We start from the raw sequence: 17,134 nt of genomic DNA, 5'->3' as shown, positions 1-17,134 counted from the left end.
GGACGAAGGCGCGCGCGTGCTGTGCGGCGGCGCGCTCGCGCGTCCGGGCTTCTTCGTCGCGCCGACGGTCTGCGCGAACGTCGCACCCGACAACGTGCTCTGGCGCGAGGAAATCTTTGGCCCGGTCGCGCTGGTGCGCGCGTTCGATACGGAATACGAGGCGATCGCGCTCGCCAACGACAGCGACTACGGACTCGTCGCCACGGTCGTGACCGCGGACGCCGAACGCGCCGCGCGTGTCGCCGACGCCTGCGAGTCGGGCGTCGTCTGGGTGAATGCGCCGCAAGTGATCTTCCCGCAGACCGGCTGGGGCGGGCGCAAGCTCAGCGGCATCGGCCGCGAACTCGGACCCTGGGGCGTGCGCGCCTATCAGGAAATCAAGCATGTGATCCGCGCGCGTCCGGCCGGCGCGTCGCCATCGTCGCCGTCGCTGCAACCGTAATAACGAACCCGCCGTCAACGCCATCGCTCGCGCGCGTCGCGCGCGCGGGCAGGCGCACCCCACAGGAAGAGACAGATGAACACTGACAACGTCAACGGTTGGGCGGCCGACGGGGCCGAACCGCCACGCAGCATGGACGCGCCCGGCGCCGCCGCGCCCTCGAAATGGCGCAAGATCGAAGTGCGTTCGATCGACTACGTGCCCGCGCACGAACGCCACGGCAGCGTGGCCGGACAAGGGCCGTTCTGGTTTCTCGGCAACTTCCAGTTCTTCACGATCGCCATCGGCTTCGTGGGGCCGAGCATGGGACTGTCGCTCGGCTACACGATTCTCTCGGGCGTGCTCGGCATTCTGTTCGGCACGCTGTTCATGGCGTTTCACGCGTCGCAGGGCGCGCATCTCGGCCTGCCGCAGATGATCCAGTCGCGCGCGCAGTTCGGCTATCGCGGCGTGGTGCTGATCCTGATCGCCACGCTGTTCACGTTCATCGGCTTCAACGTGGTCGATACCGTGCTGATGGCGAGCGGCGTGAAGGGCATCTTCGGCTGGTCGCCGACGCTCGTCACCATCGTCACGGCGCTGATCGCGCTGGCGCTGGCGATCTACGGTCACGACTGGCTGCATCGCGTCTTCAAGTGGCTGCTGGTCGCGAGCCTGCCGCTCTACGTACTGCTGACGCTGTGGATCCTGTTCGGCGCGGTCGGCGTGAAGCCCGGCGTCGTGCATGCGGGCGGCTTCTCGCTCGTCGCGTTCGCCGCGCAGTTTGCGGCCAGCGCGAGCTACAACATCACGTACGCGCCGTATGTGTCCGATTATTCGCGCTATCTGCCGCGCGACACGAAACCGCGCGCGATTATCGCGGCGGTGTTCGTCGGGGCGTCGGCGTCGGCGATCTGGCTGATCGCGCTGGGTGCGTGGCTCGCGACGCGTCTGGGCGCCTCGGACGGTCTCGTCGCGCTCTACGATGCGGGCAACGCGATGTTCCGCGGCTTCGGCGTGTTGATCTCGCTGGCGTCGGTGGGCGCGATGGTCGCGACGATGGGCCTGAACGCCTATAGCGCGATGCTCACGGTGGTCACGGCGGTCGATTCGTTCAAGCCCGTGAAGCCGACGCAAACCGTGCGCGTGGTGACGGTGCTCGCGCTCGGTCTTGTCTGGGTGGTGATTTCGCTGTCGCTGTCGGGTAACGCCATCGACATTCTGTTCGCGGCGCTCACGATCATGCTGTATCTGCTCGTGCCCTGGACGGCGGTGAATCTGGTCGATTACTTCTTCGTGCGCCGCGGCCATTACGCGATCACGCAACTCTTCACGCCGCGTGGTCTGTATGGCGCGTGGGGCGCGCGCGGGCTGATCGCCTACGCGGTGGGCTTTGCCGCGACGGTGCCGTTCTTCGTGCTGCCGGGGATTTATACGGGGCCGCTCGCGGCGCGCATCGGCGGCGTGGATGTGGCGTGGGCGGTGGGACTTGCGGTGTCGGCGCTCGTGTATCTCGCGCTGGCCCGCTCGATCGACGCGCAGGGCGAGCGCAAGGCTGTTTTGCAGAGCGAGCGTGAGATTGCCGAACTCGATCAGGCGATGACGCGCGGTCATTGAGGGCGAAAGCGTCGTGGTCGTCACGACGCTGTAAAAAACAACGCGGCGCACGTTCGAAAACGTGCGCCGCGTTTTTTCATGCTTTGAGCCTAAGGCCAGCGGCCACAAGCCGCCGCGTTCAGCCCTGCTTCCAGAGCGTGCGGCCCCAGAACGTGAGCGTGCGGTCCCACGCCTGCTGCGACCAGACCGGATCGAACTGCGTGTGCGCGATGCGGCCCGGGCCGACGGCCTCTTCGTTCGCGAACGCGTGATAGGCGAGGTAGCGATGGAACTCGACGTTCACGCCGCCGTCCTTGAGCTTCTTTTCCAGTTCGTCGACGGTCTCGACCTTGAAGAAGCCGTCCTGCGTGCCCCAGTGGCCCAGCACCGGCGCGGTGATCTTGCTCGCGTCGAGGTACTCGAGCGGGGGGAAGCCGTACCACGTGACCACGCCCGCGAGATCTGGAATCTGGTTGGCGGCCAGCAGCGTGAGCGCGCCGCCCATGCAGTAGCCGGTCACGCCGATGCGATCGGTCAGCGTGCGCAGATGGTCGACCGCGCCGCGGATGTCCTGCGAGGCGGCGTCGCCGAAATCGAGACCCGTCATCAGGTGATGCGCTTCTTCTTCCTCGACCGTGCTCTTGCCGCGATAGAGGTCGGGCACGAGCGCGTAGTAACCGGCTTGCGCGAGACGGTCGGCCACGCCGCGAATCTGGCCGTTCAAGCCCCACCATTCCTGGATCACGACGATGGCGGGCGCGCCCTCCGTTTTGGCGGGCGTGGCCAGGTAGCCTTGCAGCGCTTTGCCGTCGGGGCGGTTGAAGGAAATCATGGAGCCGGTGGTCTTTGTCATAAGGCGTTCCTTGAGGGTTCGGTGAATCGGTGCGAAATCGTTCGAAGGCGTTCGAAGGCGTTCGCGTGCGAAAGCGGCGAACGCAAAGCGGTGTCGAAAAAGCGCAAGCCGTAGCATAGCGTCTGCGCGCGCGCTTTGCTCGGATGCAGCGGCGCGAAAGCGATGCCGGCGCGACGAGGTTCGCTAACGGCAGGTGTCCGGCGCGTATCTATTCACCGATCAGGTGCAGCACGACATCGCGTGTCGAGGCGTGACGCCGATGCTCGAACAGATAAATCCCCTGCCACGTGCCGAGCACCGGACCGCCGAACTCGACCGGAATCGACAACTGCGTCTGCGTGAGCGCGGTGCGCAGATGCGCGGGCATGTCGTCGGGGCCTTCGGTGTCGTGCTCGTAGCGCTGGGCATCCTCGGGCGCGATTGCGTCGAAATAGCGTTCGAGGTCGCGGCGCACCGAGGGATCGGCGTTCTCCTGGATCAGTAGCGAAGCCGAGGTGTGACGGCAGAACAGCGTCAGCAAACCCGTGCCGATGCCGGTTTCGCGGACGAATTCGCGCACCTGCGCGGTGAAATCGAACAGCCCGCGCGAGCGCGCGTGCACGTGCAGATGATGGATGGCCTGGCGCATGGGTTTCTCCGATAAGGCGCGATGCGTAAGCGGGGCGGGCGAAGCGAGCAGGCGGGGCGAGCAGGCAGCGCGAGGACGCCGCAGCCGGTCCGATGGCCGCCTGCACGGCCTTCGCTGCATGCTGGTAGGATACCGGCCTTGCCGCCGCGCTGGCGGCCGACGTCAGACCTCGCATCGATTCAGGAGAATGTTTTGAACCTCACCCGCTTCGCCAAGTCGCGCCATTCGACCAAGTCTTTCGATCCCGCCCGCAAGATCCCGGCCGCGGTCATCGACGAACTCAAGGAGCTGATTCGCTTCAGCCCGTCGTCGGTGAACTCGCAGCCGTGGCACTTCGTGGTGGCCGAAAGCGATGCGGCGCGCGCGCGCGTGGCGAAGTCCATGCAGCCCGGCTATGCGTACAACGAACCGAAGGTGCTGAAGGCTTCGCACGTGCTCGTGCTGTGCGTGCGCAAGGACATGGACGAGGCGCATCTGAACGCCGTGCTCGCGCAGGAAGAGGCCGATGGCCGCTTCGCGAGCGCCGAAGCGAAGACGGGTCAGGCGAACACGCGCAATTTCTACGTGAACCTGCATCGCGAGCGCAACGATCTGCCGTCGTGGATGGAAAAGCAGGCGTATCTGGCGCTGGGTTCGGTGCTGATCGGCGCGTCGACGCTCGAAATCGACGCCTGCCCGATGGAAGGTTTCGACGCCGCGGCGCTCGACGCGGAACTCGGTCTGGCCGCGCAGGGCCTGACGTCGCTCGTCGTGATCAGCCTCGGCTACCGCAGTGCCGACGACTTCAACGCGAAGCTGCCGAAGTCGCGTCTTACGGCGCAAGCCGTGTTCACGGACCTCGCGTAAGGTCCACGGCGCGCATGCCGTGAAAACGGGAGGCGGCGCGGATGCTGGTACCATCGCCGCTTCCGGTTTTCACTTTCCGGTTTCCAGGCAAAACATCGCGCGGGAGCGCTCAGGGCATGCAGGGAATCAAACGCAGGATCGTCTACGTCGCGCTGTTCGAGGGGATCGCGATCCTCATCACCAGCACGAGTTTCGCCTCGCTGTCGGGCAGCGGCATGGACCGCGCGGGTGCGGCGGCGATTTTCTCGTCGCTGATTGCGGTGATCTGGAACGTCGTGTTCAACACGTTGTTCGAGCGCTGGGAAGCGCGCCAGACGAAGCGCGGACGCAGCGTCGCGCGGCGCATCGCGCATGCCGTGGGTTTCGAAGGCGGTCTGATCCTGTTTCTCGTGCCGATGATCGCGCTCACGCTGCGCGTGCCGCTCGGCGAGGCGTTCGTGATGGACGTCGGCCTCGCGGTGTTCTTCCTCGTCTACGCCTACGTCTTCAATCTGCTCTTCGATCGCGTGTTCGGTTTGCCCACTTCGGCGCTGCCGCTGGAGCCGCGTGCGGAATCGGAACCTTGCGCGTGATCCGGCGCGCACTTCGGCGCGAAACTCAGCGCGCACTTCAGCGCCACGCGCTGCCCACCTGAATATAGAACGCGTTCTGCCCGTTGCCGTGCGCAACGTCGATGCCCATCGACAAACCAAGCTTGCGCGCAATCAGATAACGAAAACCGGTGCCGAAGCCGAAAGCCGTCGGCGCGTCGCCGAACGCATGCAGCTTGCCCCAGGCCTTGCCCGCGCCGCCGAAGCCCAGCAGCGCCCAGCGCGGCGTGACGTTCCAGCGTAGTTCCAGCTCGCCCGTGACCTGATTGCGGTCCTGGAACCGGGCATCGGAGACGCCGCGCAGACTCACGTAAGGCTGCGCGAAAAACGGGATGTCGCCCTGCGAGAAGCCGCTGTCCACGCGCAATCCGAGAATCCAGCGGGGCGTCATTTCGATCCAGTGATAGGCCTTCACCGATTGCATGTCGAACGCGTTCGAACTGCCGAAGCCGCCGCGCGCGAAATCGGCTTCGAATTCCGCGTAGGTGCCGTGGCTCGGATAGAACATGTTGTCGCGCGTGTCGTAATCGACGACGATGCCGCCTTTGCCCACGCGCACCTCGCGCTCGAAATGGTGGAGGCCGTTGGGCAGCAGCGGGCCGAAACGCGTGGCCGAATCGAAGAACGTATAGCGCGGCCCGATGTACCACGGGCTATTGGCAATCCTGAATAAAACCTGCTGCACGACGGTGACGCCGCTCAACTGGTACGCGTTGGCGTTGCCTTGCGGACCATAGTAATTCAGATGCAGATTGACCTTGCCGAGCACGCCGAGATAGCGGATGTGGTCGTCGTCCCAGCTGTGGAAGTGCATGAGGCCCGCGCCCCAGCTATGCGTGCCGGTGAAAAAGCCGCCGACGCCGGTGATGTTGGGCGGCGACATTGTCGGTTTGGCATCGGCGCCTGGAGATGCTGTGCCAGCATTGTCGCTTGCCACGCGTTTGGGCGCGGTGAAGTACAGCAGCCCGAGTCCGAAGCCGTAGCCCACGGCCGGTTCGGTGATGATGGTCGGCACCGGCAGCACGCCCTTGTGATTGAGCAGCAAGTCGCTGAGGTCGAACGCGCCGTCTTGCGTGTCGCGAAACCGCGCGAACCATGCAGGATGCGATGCGGTTGCCGTGTTCGCGTCGTCCGCGTCGGGTGTGGATTCGGCGTGGGCCGTGGCGGCGAGCGCTAGCAGCGCGCACAGCATGGTGAAGCGTGAGTGCCGGTGGCGTGTCATCGTGGCGAAATCTCCCGCATCGGCATCGTGCCGATGCTGTGGTGCAGGCGATGATCGATGCGGGCGCGGCGGTGCGCGTAAAGAGGCGCGTAAGCAAACGCACAAACAAGCGCACAAAGGCACAAAGCCGACGATGCGCGCCCGACAATTCAGCATAGCGCAGCCGATCTCACGATCGGTTGCGCTCGCAGGGGGTGAAGAGCGGGATGAGAAGGGCTGCATCAAAGCGCATGCACGAACGGCATGCGCGGCACATCAAGGCGCGGCAAGTTCAACGAAAATGCGACCGCGCCCGAGTCTTACGGATTCGGCGCGGCCGCCGCCACGCCGCTCGCCTGCACAGGCGCCGCCGCAGCGGCGGGCGCGCTCGCGCCGATGCCCGGATTCGCGTTGCCGTCGACCCGATCCGGATGACGCGCATCGTGCATCTGGCCGTTCCAGCCGCCGCCCAGATCGCCGATCAGCGCAGCGGCATCGAGCAGGCGGCTCTGCTGCACGGTGAGCGCGCTTTGTTGCGTGGTCAACTGCGTGGCCTGCGCCGTCACGACCGTCGTGTAATCGACGGTGCCTGCCTCGTACTCGTTCTGCGCGATCTGCGTGGCGCGCGTGGCGTCGCGCACGGCCGATTCGAGTACCGCGCTCTGCTGCGCGAGAATCCGCAGGCCCGAGAGATCGTTTTCGACGTCCTGGAACGCTGTCAGCACGGTGCCGCGATAGTTCGCCACCGAGGCGTCGTAGCTCGCGCGCGCGGCGTCCACGTCGGCGCTGCGCAGGCCGCCGTCGAAGATCGTTTCGGTCGCGCTCGCGCCGAGCGACCACACATAGTTGCTGATGTGCAGCAGCCCCGACAGCGGCGATTGCGTGAAGCCGTCGAGCGCCGAGAGCGAAATGCTCGGGTAATAGGCCGCCACGGCCACGCCGATCGCCGCGTTCGCCGACGCCATCTGACGCTCCGCGGTCGCGACATCGGGACGGCGCTGCAAGATGGTCGACGGCACGCCCGCCGGGATATCCGGCAGGATCGGCAGGCGCTCGCTATGCGGGATCGTCACGTCTTCCGGATTGCGGCCCACCAGCACGGCGATCGCGTGCTCGTACTGCGCGCGCGACACGCCCAGCGCGATCAGGCTCGCCTGCGCGTTCTCCAGCTGCGTGCGCGCCGTGAGCAGATCGGACGGCGCGACGGTGCCCGCCGCATCCTGATCGCTCACCACGCGCAGCGAATCCTTGTACGCGGCGACGGTGGCCGTGAGCAGGTCGATGTCGGCGTCGGTGATGCGCAGGTCGATCACGGCGTTTGCGAGCGCGATCTGTTCCGAGAGTTGCGCATTGGCGAGCGTGGCTTCGCTCGCCTGGGCCGTGGCCGATTGCTCCTCGATCTGGCGGCGCACCTCGCCCCAGAGGTCGGGCGCCCAGCTTGCGTTCGCTTCGAGCGAGCCCGCGTTGACGATGCGCGCGGCGCTGCCGGTCGTGGTGGTCGTCGAGGCGCGCTCGCGCGTGGCCGAACCGGTCACGCCCAGCGTCGGAAAGAGGCCCGCGCGCGCCACGCGCACTTCGGCGAGCGCTTCCTGGTAGTTCGCGTAGCTCTGCCGCACGGTCTGGTTCGACACGGTGACGAGCGGTTCGAGTTCGTCGAGCAGCGGGTCGTGGAACGCGGTCCACCAGTCGCCCTTCGGCGCTTCGGCGGCGCTCGGCTCGGCCTGGGTCCAGCCCGGCAGCTCCTTCCATTGAGCCGGCACCGACACCTGCGGGCGATGATAGTCGGGGCCGACCATGCAGCCGCTCAGGGCGAACGCGAGGCCGGCGGCGAGCGCCAGCGGCAGCGCGCGGTGAATCAGGGGGAAGTCAGTCGTTTTCATGATGCGCTCTCATCGGCCTGGCGATTCCAGGGCAGACGTGCGGCCCAGCGTGCGAGTCGCGCGCGCAGGCGGTCGAGGAACAGATAAATCACAGGAGTGGTGTACAGGGTGAAGACCTGCGAGAGGAGCAGGCCGCCCATCACGGTCACGCCGAGCGGCTGGCGCAGCGACGCGCCCTGGCCGATGCCGACCGCGAGCGGCACCGCGCCGAGCACCGCGGCGAAGGTCGTCATCATGATCGGGCGCAGGCGCACCACGGCGGCGTCGTGAATCGCGCTGCGCGCGTCCATGCCCAGATTGCGCTGGTTCTGGATCGCGACGTCCACCATCATGATGCCGTTCTTCTTGACGATACCGATCAGCAGAATGATGCCGATCATCGCGATCACCGAGAACGGCGTGCCGAAGATCAGCATCGCGAGAATCGCGCCGATCCCGGCAGAAGGCAGCGTCGAGAGAATCGTGAGCGGGTGGATGGTGTTCTCGTAGAGCACGCCCAGCACGATATACACGACGACCAGCGCCGCGAGGATCAGCAGCGGCACCGTGCCCATCGACTGCGCGTACGCCTGGGCCGCGCCCGCGAATTCGCCGTGAATCGCAGCGGGCATGCCGATATCGCGTTCGGCCTGCTCGATGATCTTGCCCGCTTCGGACAGCGAGCCGCCCGTCGGCAGATTGAACGAGATCGTGCCTGCAACCTGGCCGCTCTGGTGGTTCACCTGAGTCGCGGTGTGGCTCACGCTCCAGTTCATCATCGCGGTCACCGGCACCATGGTTTCGGCGGCCGTGCTGTCCGCGCTGCCGCTCGAACTGCCGCCCTTGCTGTTGGCGATCGAGTTGTTCTGCTGGTTCGCCACGGCGTCGGCGTTGAGTGCGTTGGTGCTGCTGCTCGACGTGCTCGTGCTGGTGATCGCGCTATACGCGGTCACGCCCGACACCGTGCTGCTCGACATCTGCGTGGACGCCGAGCCGCTCGCGTTACCAGCCGCCGTGCTCAGATAGATGCGATCGAACGATTGCGGATACTGCCAGTATTCCGGCGCCACTTCCATCACCACGAAGTACTGGTTGATGGGGTTGTAGATGGTCGAGACCGTGCGCTGGCCGAAGGCGTCGTACAGCACGCTGTCGACCTGGTTCGGATCGAAGCCATAGCGTTTCGCGGTCTGCCGGTTCACGGTCACATAGGTCTGCAGCCCGTTTTGCTGCAGGTCCGAGTTCACGTCCATGATCGCGCCGCGATGCTTGTTCAACTCGGTGACGAGTTTGGGCACCCATTTGAACAGCGCGTCGGCGTCGTCGCTCGTGAGTGTGTACTGATACTCCGCCGCCGACTGTCGTCCGCCGATCTGCAGATCCTGCTGCGCCTGGATAAACAGGCGCGCGCCCGATACGCCGTTGAGCTTGGGCCGCAACCGGTTCACGACTTCGCTGGCCGAGAGCTTGCGCTGCGCGAGCGGTTTCAGTTCGATGAAGACATTGGCCGTGTTGAGCGCGCGTCCGCCCGTGAAGCCCGCCACCGACGCCACCGCCGGATCCTGCTGCACGATCTCCTGCAGTTGCGCGAGCTTCTTCTCCATCGCCGTGAACGAGATGCTCTGGTCGGCGATGATCTGCCCGATCAGAATGCCCGTGTCCTGCTCGGGAAAGAACGTGCCCGACAGCAGGCGCGCGAGAAACACGTTGCCGATCAGCAGCGCGAACAGCAGGAAGATCACGAGCTTCGCGTGATCGAGCGCGACGTTGAGCGAGCGCGAATAGAACTGCTTGAAGCGCTCGAACTGCGCGTCGATCCACTTTGCAGCGCGCGACGGCTCCTTGTGAACCTGCTCGCGTTTGAGCACGTAGGCGCACATCGCGGGCGTGACCGTGAGCGAGACGATCAGCGAGATGAGGATCGCGATCGAGAGCGTCATCGCGAATTCGTGGAACAGCAGGCCGACGATGCCCGGCATCAGCAGGATCGGCAGGAACACGGCGATCAGCGAGAGGCTCATCGAGAGCACCGTGAAGCCCACTTCGGCCGAGCCGCGCAACGCGGCCTCTTTCGGATCGAGCCCGGCCTCGATATGGCGCACGATGTTTTCGAGCACCACCACGGCGTCGTCGACCACGAAGCCGGTGCCGATCGTGAGCGCCATCAGCGAGAGCGAGTCGATGCTGTAGCCGAGCAGGTACATCGGGCCGAAAGTGCCGATGATCGAGAGCGGCAGCGCCACGGCCGGAATCAGCGTGGCGCGCGGCGAGAGCAGGAACACGAACACCACGCCGATCACCAGCAGCACGGCGATGAAGAGCGTGCGCTCGGTATCGGCCACCGAGGCGCGCACCGACTCCGAGCGGTCCACCGCCACGTTCACCTTGATGGTGGCGGGCAGGGCGGCCTCGATGTTGGGCAGGCGCGCCTGGATCTGCTGCACCGTCTTCACGACATTGCTGCCCGGCATCGGATAGACGATCACGAGCACCGCCGACTTGCCGTTGTAGAGGCCGGCGTTGCGGATGTTTTCGTTCGAGTCGCGCACGGTGCCCACGTCGCGCAGATACACGGGCGCGCCGTCGCGGTAGGCGATCACCACGTCGCGGAACGGCGCGGCATTGCTGATCTGGTCGTTCGAGGTGACGACGAAACGCTGGTCGCCCTGATCGAGATGGCCTTTCGCGCTGTTCGCGTTGGCCGCGCCGATCGCCGCGCGCACGTCTTCGAGGCCGATGCCGTAGCTATTGAGCTTGCCCGGCTGCAACTCCACGCGCACCGAGGGCAGCGCGCCGCCGCCCAGCGTGATCTGGCCGACGCCGTCCACCTGCGAAAGCTGCTGCATGATGACCGAGTCGGCGGAATCGTAGAGCTGCGATTTCGTGAGCGTGTCGGAGGTGAGCGCGAGCACCATGATCGGCGCGCTCGCGGGGTTGTACTGCCGGTAGGTGGGATTGCTGCGCAGCGTGGTCGGCAGGTCCGCGCGCGCGGCCTGGATGGCCGCTTCCACGTCGCGCGCGGCGCCGTTGATGTCGCGATTCAGGCCGAACACGACCACGATCAGCGACGAGCCCACGTTGTTGATCGACGTGAGCTGGCTGACGTCGGCGATCGTGCCGAGCCGCCGTTCGAGCGGTTCGGCCACGGTGGACGCCATGGTTTCCGGACTCGCGCCCGCCATGTTCGCCTGCACCACGATCACCGGATAGGCGATGTTGGGCAGCGGCGCGACGGGCAAACGGAAGAACGCGAGCGTGCCGGCGAGCAGGATCGCGATCGCGAGCAGCGAGGTCGCGACCGGTCTGCGGATAAAAAGCGCCGAAAGATTCACGGTGTCGCCTCGGGCGCGGGCGGCGGGTTGTTGCCGTTATTGCCGTTGTTGTTGCCACCGCCGCTGCTTCCGCCAGACTCGTCGCTGTCCGCGTCGCCGCTTTCATCGCGATTGCGCTTGCGGCCGAAACGCTCCGCGAGACGATCGAACATCAGGTAGATCACGGGCGTGGTGAACAGCGTGAGCAACTGCGAAACCGTCAGGCCGCCGATGATCGCGAGACCGAGCGGGCGGCGCAGTTCCGAACCCGTGCCGGTGCCGAGCAGCATCGGCAGCGCGCCGAGCATGGCCGCGAGCGTGGTCATCAGGATCGGGCGGAAGCGCAGCAGCGAGGCCTCGAAAATCGCCTCGCGCGGCGGCTTGCCATGCACGCGTTCGGCTTCGAGCGCGAAGTCCACCATCATGATGGCGTTCTTCTTGACGATGCCGATCAGCAGCACGATGCCGATGATGCCGATCACGTCGAGATCCTTGCCCGCGATCATCAGCGCGAGCAGCGCGCCGATGCCCGCCGAAGGCAGCGTCGAGAGAATCGTCACCGGATGCACGTAGCTCTCGTAGAGCACGCCCAGCACGATATACACGGCCACGATGGCGGCGATCAGCAGATAGACCTCGCTCGACAGCGAGTCCTCGAAGGCCTGCGCCGCGCCCTGGAACGACGAGGTGATCGACGGCGGCAGCTTCACGGCGGCTTCGGCCTTGCGGATGTCGCGCACGGCGGAGGAGAGCGACGCGCCGTCGGCGAGATTGAACGAGATCGTCACCGAGGGGAACTGCGCGAGGTGGCTGATCATCAGCGGCGAACGCGTGATGCTGATGGTCGCGATGCCCTTGAGCGGCACCTGGCCCGTGCTCGCGGTCTGGCTCGGCAGATAGATGTCGCCGATCGAATCGACCGTCGGCAGCGACTCCGGCTTCGCGACCAGAATCACGCGGTACTGGTCCGACTGCTGGAAGATGGTCGAGACGATGCGCTGGCCCAGCGCGTCGTAAAGCGCATTGTCGATGGTCGCCGCCGTGATGCCGTAACGCGCCGCGAGCTGGCGGTTCACCTGCACGTTCACGGAGAGACCGTCGGTGTTCAGGTCGCTCGTGACGTCGGCGATCGACGGAATCTGCTTCATGCGCGCGACGAGGTCGGGCACATACTGCGCGAACGCTTCCTGGCTCGGGCCGCGCAGCACGAAGTTGTACTGGTTGCGCGAGACCGTGGTGTCGAGCGTCAGATCCTGCTCGGGCTGCACATAGAGGCGGATGCCCGGCACCTTCGCCACCGACTGCTGGATGCGCCGGCCGATTTCCTCGGCGGTTTCCGAGCGGTCGTCGTGCGACTTCAGGTTGATCAGGAAGCGGCCGTTGTTCAGCGTGTTATTGATGCCGTCGATGCCCACGTAAGACGTGAGCGAGACCACGTCGGGATCCTTGAGGATCTGCTCGGCCAGTTCGCTCTGGCGGCGCACCATCGCCGAATACGACACCGAATTGTCGGCCACGCTGATCGCCTGGAGCACGCCCACGTCCTGCACCGGGAAGAGGCCCTTCGGGATTACCACATAGAGCAGGCCGGTGATGGCCACGGTGAGCACGGCCACGATCAGCGTGAGGATCTGATGGTCGAGCACCCAGCGCAGGCCGCGCTCGTAGGCGGAGAGCGTCTTGTCGAACAGCCCTTCGCTGATGCGCTCGAAGCGGCTCGGATGGCGTTCCGCCTGGGGACGCAGAATGCGCGCGCACATCATCGGCACCACGGTCAGCGAGACCACGGCGGACAGCACGATGGTCACCGCGAGCGTGACCGCGAATTCGCTGAAGAGACGCCCGATCACGCCGCCCATGAACAGCAGCGGAATCAGCACGGCGATCAGCGAGATAGTGAGCGAGAGAATCGTGAAGCCGATCTGCCCCGCGCCTTTTAGCGCGGCCTGCAAGGGCTTTTCGCCTTCTTCCAGGTAACGCACGATGTTCTCGATCATCACGATGGAATCGTCGACGACGAAACCCGTGGCGATGATGAGCGCCATCAGCGAGAGGTTGTCGATCGAATAGCCGAGCTCGTACATGATCGCGAGCGTGCCGATCAGCGAGACCGGCACCGAGATGCTCGGAATGATCGTGGCAGGCAGATTGCGCAGGAACACGAAAATCACGGCGACCACGAGCGCGACCGCGAGCACGAGTTCGAACGCGGCGTCGTGCACCGAGGACTGGATCACGCCGACGCTGTTCGACACCACCGTGACCTTCATGCCGGCCGGCAGCGTCGCTTCGAGCAGCGGCAACTGGCGCATGATCTGGTTGACCGTGGCGATCACGTTCGCGCCCGGCTGGCGCTGCACGTTCAGCACGATGGCGGGCTGCTTGTTGTACCAGGCGCCGCGCTCGACATCCTGCGCGGCCGTGGACACGCGCGCCACGTCCTTCATGTAGACCGGCGCGCCGTTCTGGTACGCGATGACCGTGTCTTCGTAATCTTTCGGATCGGAAATCTGGTCGTTCGAATTGATCGTGTAGTCGAGCTCGGGGCCGTCGAAATTGCCCTTCGGCGCGCTCACGTTCACGTTGGCGAGCAGCGTGCGCAGATCGTCGAGATTCAGGCCGTAAGCGGCGAGCTTCTGCGGATCGGCTTCCACGCGCACGGCCGGAACGTTGCCGCCCGCCGTGCTCACGAGACCCACGCCCGGCACTTCGGAAATCTTGGTCGCGAGGCGGTTGTTGGCCGCGTCCTGCAACTGCGTGAGCGACATCGACGTCGACGTGACCGCGAGCGTGAGGATCGGCTGGTCGGCGGGATTGACCTTGGCGTAGGTCGGCGGCGCGGGCAGGCCGGTCGGCAGATAGCTGTTGGCCGCGTTGATGGCCTGCTGCACGTTCTGCTCGGCGACGTCGAGATTGAGCGAGAGGTCGAACTGCAGCGTGATGACCGAGGCGCCCTCGGAGCTGTACGAGACCATCTGCTGCAAGCCCGGAATCTCGCCGAGCTGCACTTCCAGCGGCGCGGTGACGGTGGTGGCCATCACGGTCGGGCTCGCGCCGGGGTAGAAGGTCTGCACCTGAATGGTCGGATAGTCGACCGCGGGCAGCGATGAGACCGGCAGGAACTTCATCGCCACGAGGCCGACCAGCACCAGCGCGATCATCAGCAACGATGTCGCGACGGGCCGCAGGATGAAAAGACGCGAAATATTCATCGGGGCGGGACTGGTTGCTCAGGACGCTTGCGAAGCGGAATCCGCCGTGGCCGCGCTGGCGGCCGGGGCATCCGAAGCCGCGGAGGTGGCGTGCGCATGTGCGTGCGAGGCGTTGCCCATGCGTGCCGCTTTGGCGCCGCTCGCAGCATTGGCCGGACGCGCGCCCGCGGGCTGGATCTTCGCACCGTCGTTGAGGCGGTCGAGACCGTCGGTGACCACGCGTTGACCCGCGCTCAGGCCCGAGACGATCACCGTGCGCTGGCCGTCGCTCGGCCCGATCGTGACCTTGTGCACCGACACGGTGTTGTTGTCGTTGACGAGATACACGTAGTCGCCGGGCGCGCCCGATTGCACCGCGGGCGTGGGCACGAGCACGGCGTTCTGCATCGTGTCGACCAGCAGCTTCACGTTGACGAACTCGTTCGGGAACAGCGCCTCGTCGTCGTTCGGGACGCTCGCGCGCAGCGTGACCGTGCCGGTGGCCGTGGCCATCTGGTTGCTGATCGCGTAGAGCGTGCCGGTGGCGAGTTCCTTGGTGTTGTCGGCGCTATAGATGGTGACCGGCAGCTTCGCGCCCGCGGTCGTGCGTTGCAGCACGTCGGACAGCGCGTTTTGCGGCACCGTGAACTGCACCGTGGTGGGTTTCATCGTCGTGATGACGGCGATGCCCGTGGAGCTCGACGCCGTCACGTAATTGCCCGGATCGACCAGACGCAGGCCGACGCGGCCCGAGACCGGCGCGGTAATGCGGCAATAGATCAGATCGAGCTCGTACTGCTTGATGGTGGCGAGGTCCGACTTCACGGCCGCCTCATCCTGCGCGACGAGGAACTTCTGGTCCGAATAGGTCTGTTCGGCGATCGACTTCTTCTCGTTCAGCTGCGTGTAGCGCGCGAGGTCGGAGCGGGCCTGGGCGAGCGAGGCCTGATCCTTGGCGAGCGTGGCCTGCGCCTGTTCCTTGCTGATCTCGTACTGGCGCGGGTCGATCTGCGCGAGGAACTGGCCTTTGACCACGTCCTGACCTTCGCGATACCCGACTTCCGTGAGATAGCCGCTCAATTGCGGCAGCACCGTGACGGTGGCGACGGGCGTGACCGTGCCGAGCGCGTTGAGCGTGACGGGCATGGCGCCGAGCGCGGCCGGCGCGACCGTGACGACCTGGGCCGCCGCGCCGCGCTCGGGCTTCTTGCGGTGCAGCACGTGCAGCACCACGAGCACGATCAGCACGAGGATCACGAGCGCCAGAATCCAGACGCCGCGACGCTTGCGCGCGGGCGGCGGAGTCTGCTGGGGAGGCGGCGGCGAAGGCTGCGAAGGCGGCGTTTGCGGGGCGTTGGGGCGGTTCGGCGTATCGCTCATGCCAGTCTCCCGGTCGATGCGGCGTCGCCGTCGATCCCGCAATCAGCGCGATGGTCTTCGTGTGCGGCGCGCGCGTTGACGCGCGTGCAGGGGCCATGTGCGGGACACGGCGTTTTTCCCGCTTCGGAAACGTGCCGTTCGACGTCGATTCGCATACGCATTCTCGTGTTTGTTGTGGGCCGCCCGTGGCCGCGCATCACGCAGCGAGAGGCGAGACTCGCAGTCTAACCAACTCGCGCGCTAATTTCGAAACGTTAGTTTTTTGAAAGGTTTTGCCTTGTTACAAGGCCTCGTTTTCGTCATGGACCGTTACGAACGCAAGCTGCGCGAAGGCATTCGTACGCATTGGCAAGCGGGCGTGCCACGGCGTAACGCACGCTAACGAAGTTAGCTTGCAACTGGCTTTCGATGTGAGGGGCGATGCCGTGAGCGAGGCTTTATGGCGTCATTGATCGCGTCATCCATAGCGTCATCCATAGCGCGCGGGGCCGGTTTTAAACGTGCGGTATGTATCGCAATGTATCGGGACGCAGATACGACATACACGCTTGCAAATTGGCACGCGCGCGGAAACAAGCCAGATACATCGCGGCGTTCAAATAACTCCTGTGCACGGTTGATACCTCATCCACTGCATCCCACCCACTCAATGCCAGGAGAAACACCATGAAGCTCGTTCAATCGCTCGTCGTCGCCGCTCTCGTTGCCGTGCCTGCATTCTCGTTCGCGCAGTCCAGCGTCCAGAACGCGCCGGTCACCCGCGCCGAGGTCAAGGCCGAACTCGTGCAGCTCCAGCAAGCCGGCTACAACCCGGCCAGCGACAACACCCAATACCCGGCGAACCTGCAAGCCGCATTGGCGCGCGTGAGCGCGGCCAACGGCGAGACGGCTTCGTCGTACGGCGGCGTGACGCAGGGCGCATCGGCGGCGGGCAGCCGCGCACCGCGCGTGCAGCTGAATGCGCCGGTGAACGGGCCCGACGCGGACGTCCCCGGCCTCGGCCCGATCTACGCGCACTCGTAATGCATACGCATTGCCCGTGCATCGCCTTGCACCCGAGACGCGCGCGGCCGGCCCGCGCGCAGCCCTGATACGCTGCCGACCATCCGCTTCACATCCGCGCCACATCCGCCTCACTCACTGGCCGATCACCGCCACCGACCGGGAACCCGACCGTGCGCCCCATTCATGCTGCAATCCTGCTCATTGGTGTGCTGCTTGCCTCAGGCGGCTATGGCGCGACGTTTCTGTTCTCGAT

12 protein-coding genes are annotated in these 17,134 nt (G+C 65.6%); 5 read left to right on the top strand and 7 right to left on the bottom strand.

What is annotated here, in order from left to right; translation table 11 throughout:
• Positions 1-442, top strand: a 442-nt coding sequence (locus tag G3N97_RS26765) for an aldehyde dehydrogenase family protein (RefSeq protein WP_205996053.1), incomplete at its 5' end; no start/stop codon positions are given.
• A 75-nt stretch (positions 443-517) separates the two neighbouring features.
• A complete protein-coding gene (locus G3N97_RS26760) occupies positions 518-2,038 on the top strand; it encodes a cytosine permease (RefSeq protein ID WP_241030845.1) in 1,521 nt (506 codons plus the stop codon).
• Positions 2,039-2,156: 118 nt separating this feature from the next.
• Here G3N97_RS26760 and G3N97_RS26755 read toward each other — a convergent pair whose 3' ends face one another.
• Both G3N97_RS26755 and G3N97_RS26750 read right to left on the bottom strand, forming a co-directional pair.
• Positions 2,157-2,870, bottom strand: a complete 714-nt coding sequence (locus G3N97_RS26755; RefSeq protein WP_205996052.1) for a dienelactone hydrolase family protein — start codon at positions 2,868-2,870, stop codon at positions 2,157-2,159.
• A gap of 208 nt (positions 2,871-3,078) precedes the next feature.
• Positions 3,079-3,498, bottom strand: a complete 420-nt coding sequence (locus G3N97_RS26750; protein ID WP_205996051.1) for a secondary thiamine-phosphate synthase enzyme YjbQ — start codon at positions 3,496-3,498, stop codon at positions 3,079-3,081.
• Between the two features lie 192 nt (positions 3,499-3,690).
• Here G3N97_RS26750 and nfsB point away from each other — a divergent pair, with 192 nt between their 5' ends.
• Both nfsB and G3N97_RS26740 read left to right on the top strand, forming a co-directional pair.
• Positions 3,691-4,344, top strand: a complete 654-nt coding sequence (gene nfsB, locus G3N97_RS26745; protein WP_205996050.1) for an oxygen-insensitive NAD(P)H nitroreductase — start codon at positions 3,691-3,693, stop codon at positions 4,342-4,344.
• Positions 4,345-4,460: 116 nt separating this feature from the next.
• Positions 4,461-4,916, top strand: coding sequence for a PACE efflux transporter (locus G3N97_RS26740; RefSeq protein WP_205996049.1), 456 nt, complete (start codon positions 4,461-4,463; stop codon positions 4,914-4,916).
• A 37-nt stretch (positions 4,917-4,953) separates the two neighbouring features.
• Here the strand turns inward: G3N97_RS26740 and G3N97_RS26735 are convergent, their stop codons facing one another.
• From G3N97_RS26735 to G3N97_RS26715, 5 genes are all read right to left on the bottom strand, one after another.
• Positions 4,954-6,156: a BamA/TamA family outer membrane protein gene (locus G3N97_RS26735; protein ID WP_205996048.1), complete on the bottom strand. Its 1,203-nt coding sequence runs from the start codon at positions 6,154-6,156 to the stop codon at positions 4,954-4,956.
• A 299-nt stretch (positions 6,157-6,455) separates the two neighbouring features.
• Complete coding sequence (locus G3N97_RS26730; RefSeq protein ID WP_205996047.1) at positions 6,456-8,015, bottom strand: efflux transporter outer membrane subunit; 1,560 nt, start codon at positions 8,013-8,015, stop codon at positions 6,456-6,458.
• Positions 8,012-11,326 carry an efflux RND transporter permease subunit gene (locus G3N97_RS26725; RefSeq protein WP_205996046.1) on the bottom strand — a complete coding sequence of 1,105 codons (3,315 nt, stop codon included), beginning with the start codon at positions 11,324-11,326 and terminating at the stop codon, positions 8,012-8,014. The genes G3N97_RS26730 and G3N97_RS26725 overlap by 4 nt, the downstream gene beginning before the upstream one ends.
• A complete protein-coding gene (locus tag G3N97_RS26720) occupies positions 11,323-14,517 on the bottom strand; it encodes an efflux RND transporter permease subunit (RefSeq protein ID WP_205996045.1) in 3,195 nt (1,064 codons plus the stop codon). The genes G3N97_RS26725 and G3N97_RS26720 overlap by 4 nt, the downstream gene beginning before the upstream one ends.
• Before the next feature lie 18 nt (positions 14,518-14,535).
• Positions 14,536-15,876 (bottom strand): efflux RND transporter periplasmic adaptor subunit, encoded by a 1,341-nt coding sequence (locus G3N97_RS26715; protein WP_205996044.1) that lies wholly within the window; start codon positions 15,874-15,876, stop codon positions 14,536-14,538.
• A 666-nt stretch (positions 15,877-16,542) separates the two neighbouring features.
• Between G3N97_RS26715 and G3N97_RS26710 the strand changes: the two genes are divergently transcribed.
• Positions 16,543-16,899: a DUF4148 domain-containing protein gene (locus G3N97_RS26710; RefSeq protein ID WP_205996043.1), complete on the top strand. Its 357-nt coding sequence runs from the start codon at positions 16,543-16,545 to the stop codon at positions 16,897-16,899.
• Positions 16,900-17,134: the final 235 nt, after the last annotated feature.

The sequence above is a fragment of the Paraburkholderia sp. Ac-20347 genome (genome assembly GCF_017104805.1).
Classification (GTDB): domain Bacteria; phylum Pseudomonadota; class Gammaproteobacteria; order Burkholderiales; family Burkholderiaceae; genus Paraburkholderia; species Paraburkholderia tropica.
The sequence above is the reverse complement of the archived record's forward strand: the minus strand, read 5'-3'. Positions and strand labels throughout refer to the sequence as shown.

Coding starts and splice junctions, on each gene's coding strand:
- G3N97_RS26760 (WP_241030845.1), top strand. CDS start 518: ATGAACACTGACAACGTCAACGGTTGGGCGGCCGACGGGGCCGAACCG.
- G3N97_RS26755 (WP_205996052.1), bottom strand. CDS start 2,870: ATGACAAAGACCACCGGCTCCATGATTTCCTTCAACCGCCCCGACGGC.
- G3N97_RS26750 (WP_205996051.1), bottom strand. CDS start 3,498: ATGCGCCAGGCCATCCATCATCTGCACGTGCACGCGCGCTCGCGCGGG.
- G3N97_RS26740 (WP_205996049.1), top strand. CDS start 4,461: ATGCAGGGAATCAAACGCAGGATCGTCTACGTCGCGCTGTTCGAGGGG.
- G3N97_RS26735 (WP_205996048.1), bottom strand. CDS start 6,156: ATGACACGCCACCGGCACTCACGCTTCACCATGCTGTGCGCGCTGCTA.
- G3N97_RS26730 (WP_205996047.1), bottom strand. CDS start 8,015: ATGAAAACGACTGACTTCCCCCTGATTCACCGCGCGCTGCCGCTGGCG.
- G3N97_RS26720 (WP_205996045.1), bottom strand. CDS start 14,517: ATGAATATTTCGCGTCTTTTCATCCTGCGGCCCGTCGCGACATCGTTG.
- G3N97_RS26715 (WP_205996044.1), bottom strand. CDS start 15,876: ATGAGCGATACGCCGAACCGCCCCAACGCCCCGCAAACGCCGCCTTCG.
- G3N97_RS26710 (WP_205996043.1), top strand. CDS start 16,543: ATGAAGCTCGTTCAATCGCTCGTCGTCGCCGCTCTCGTTGCCGTGCCT.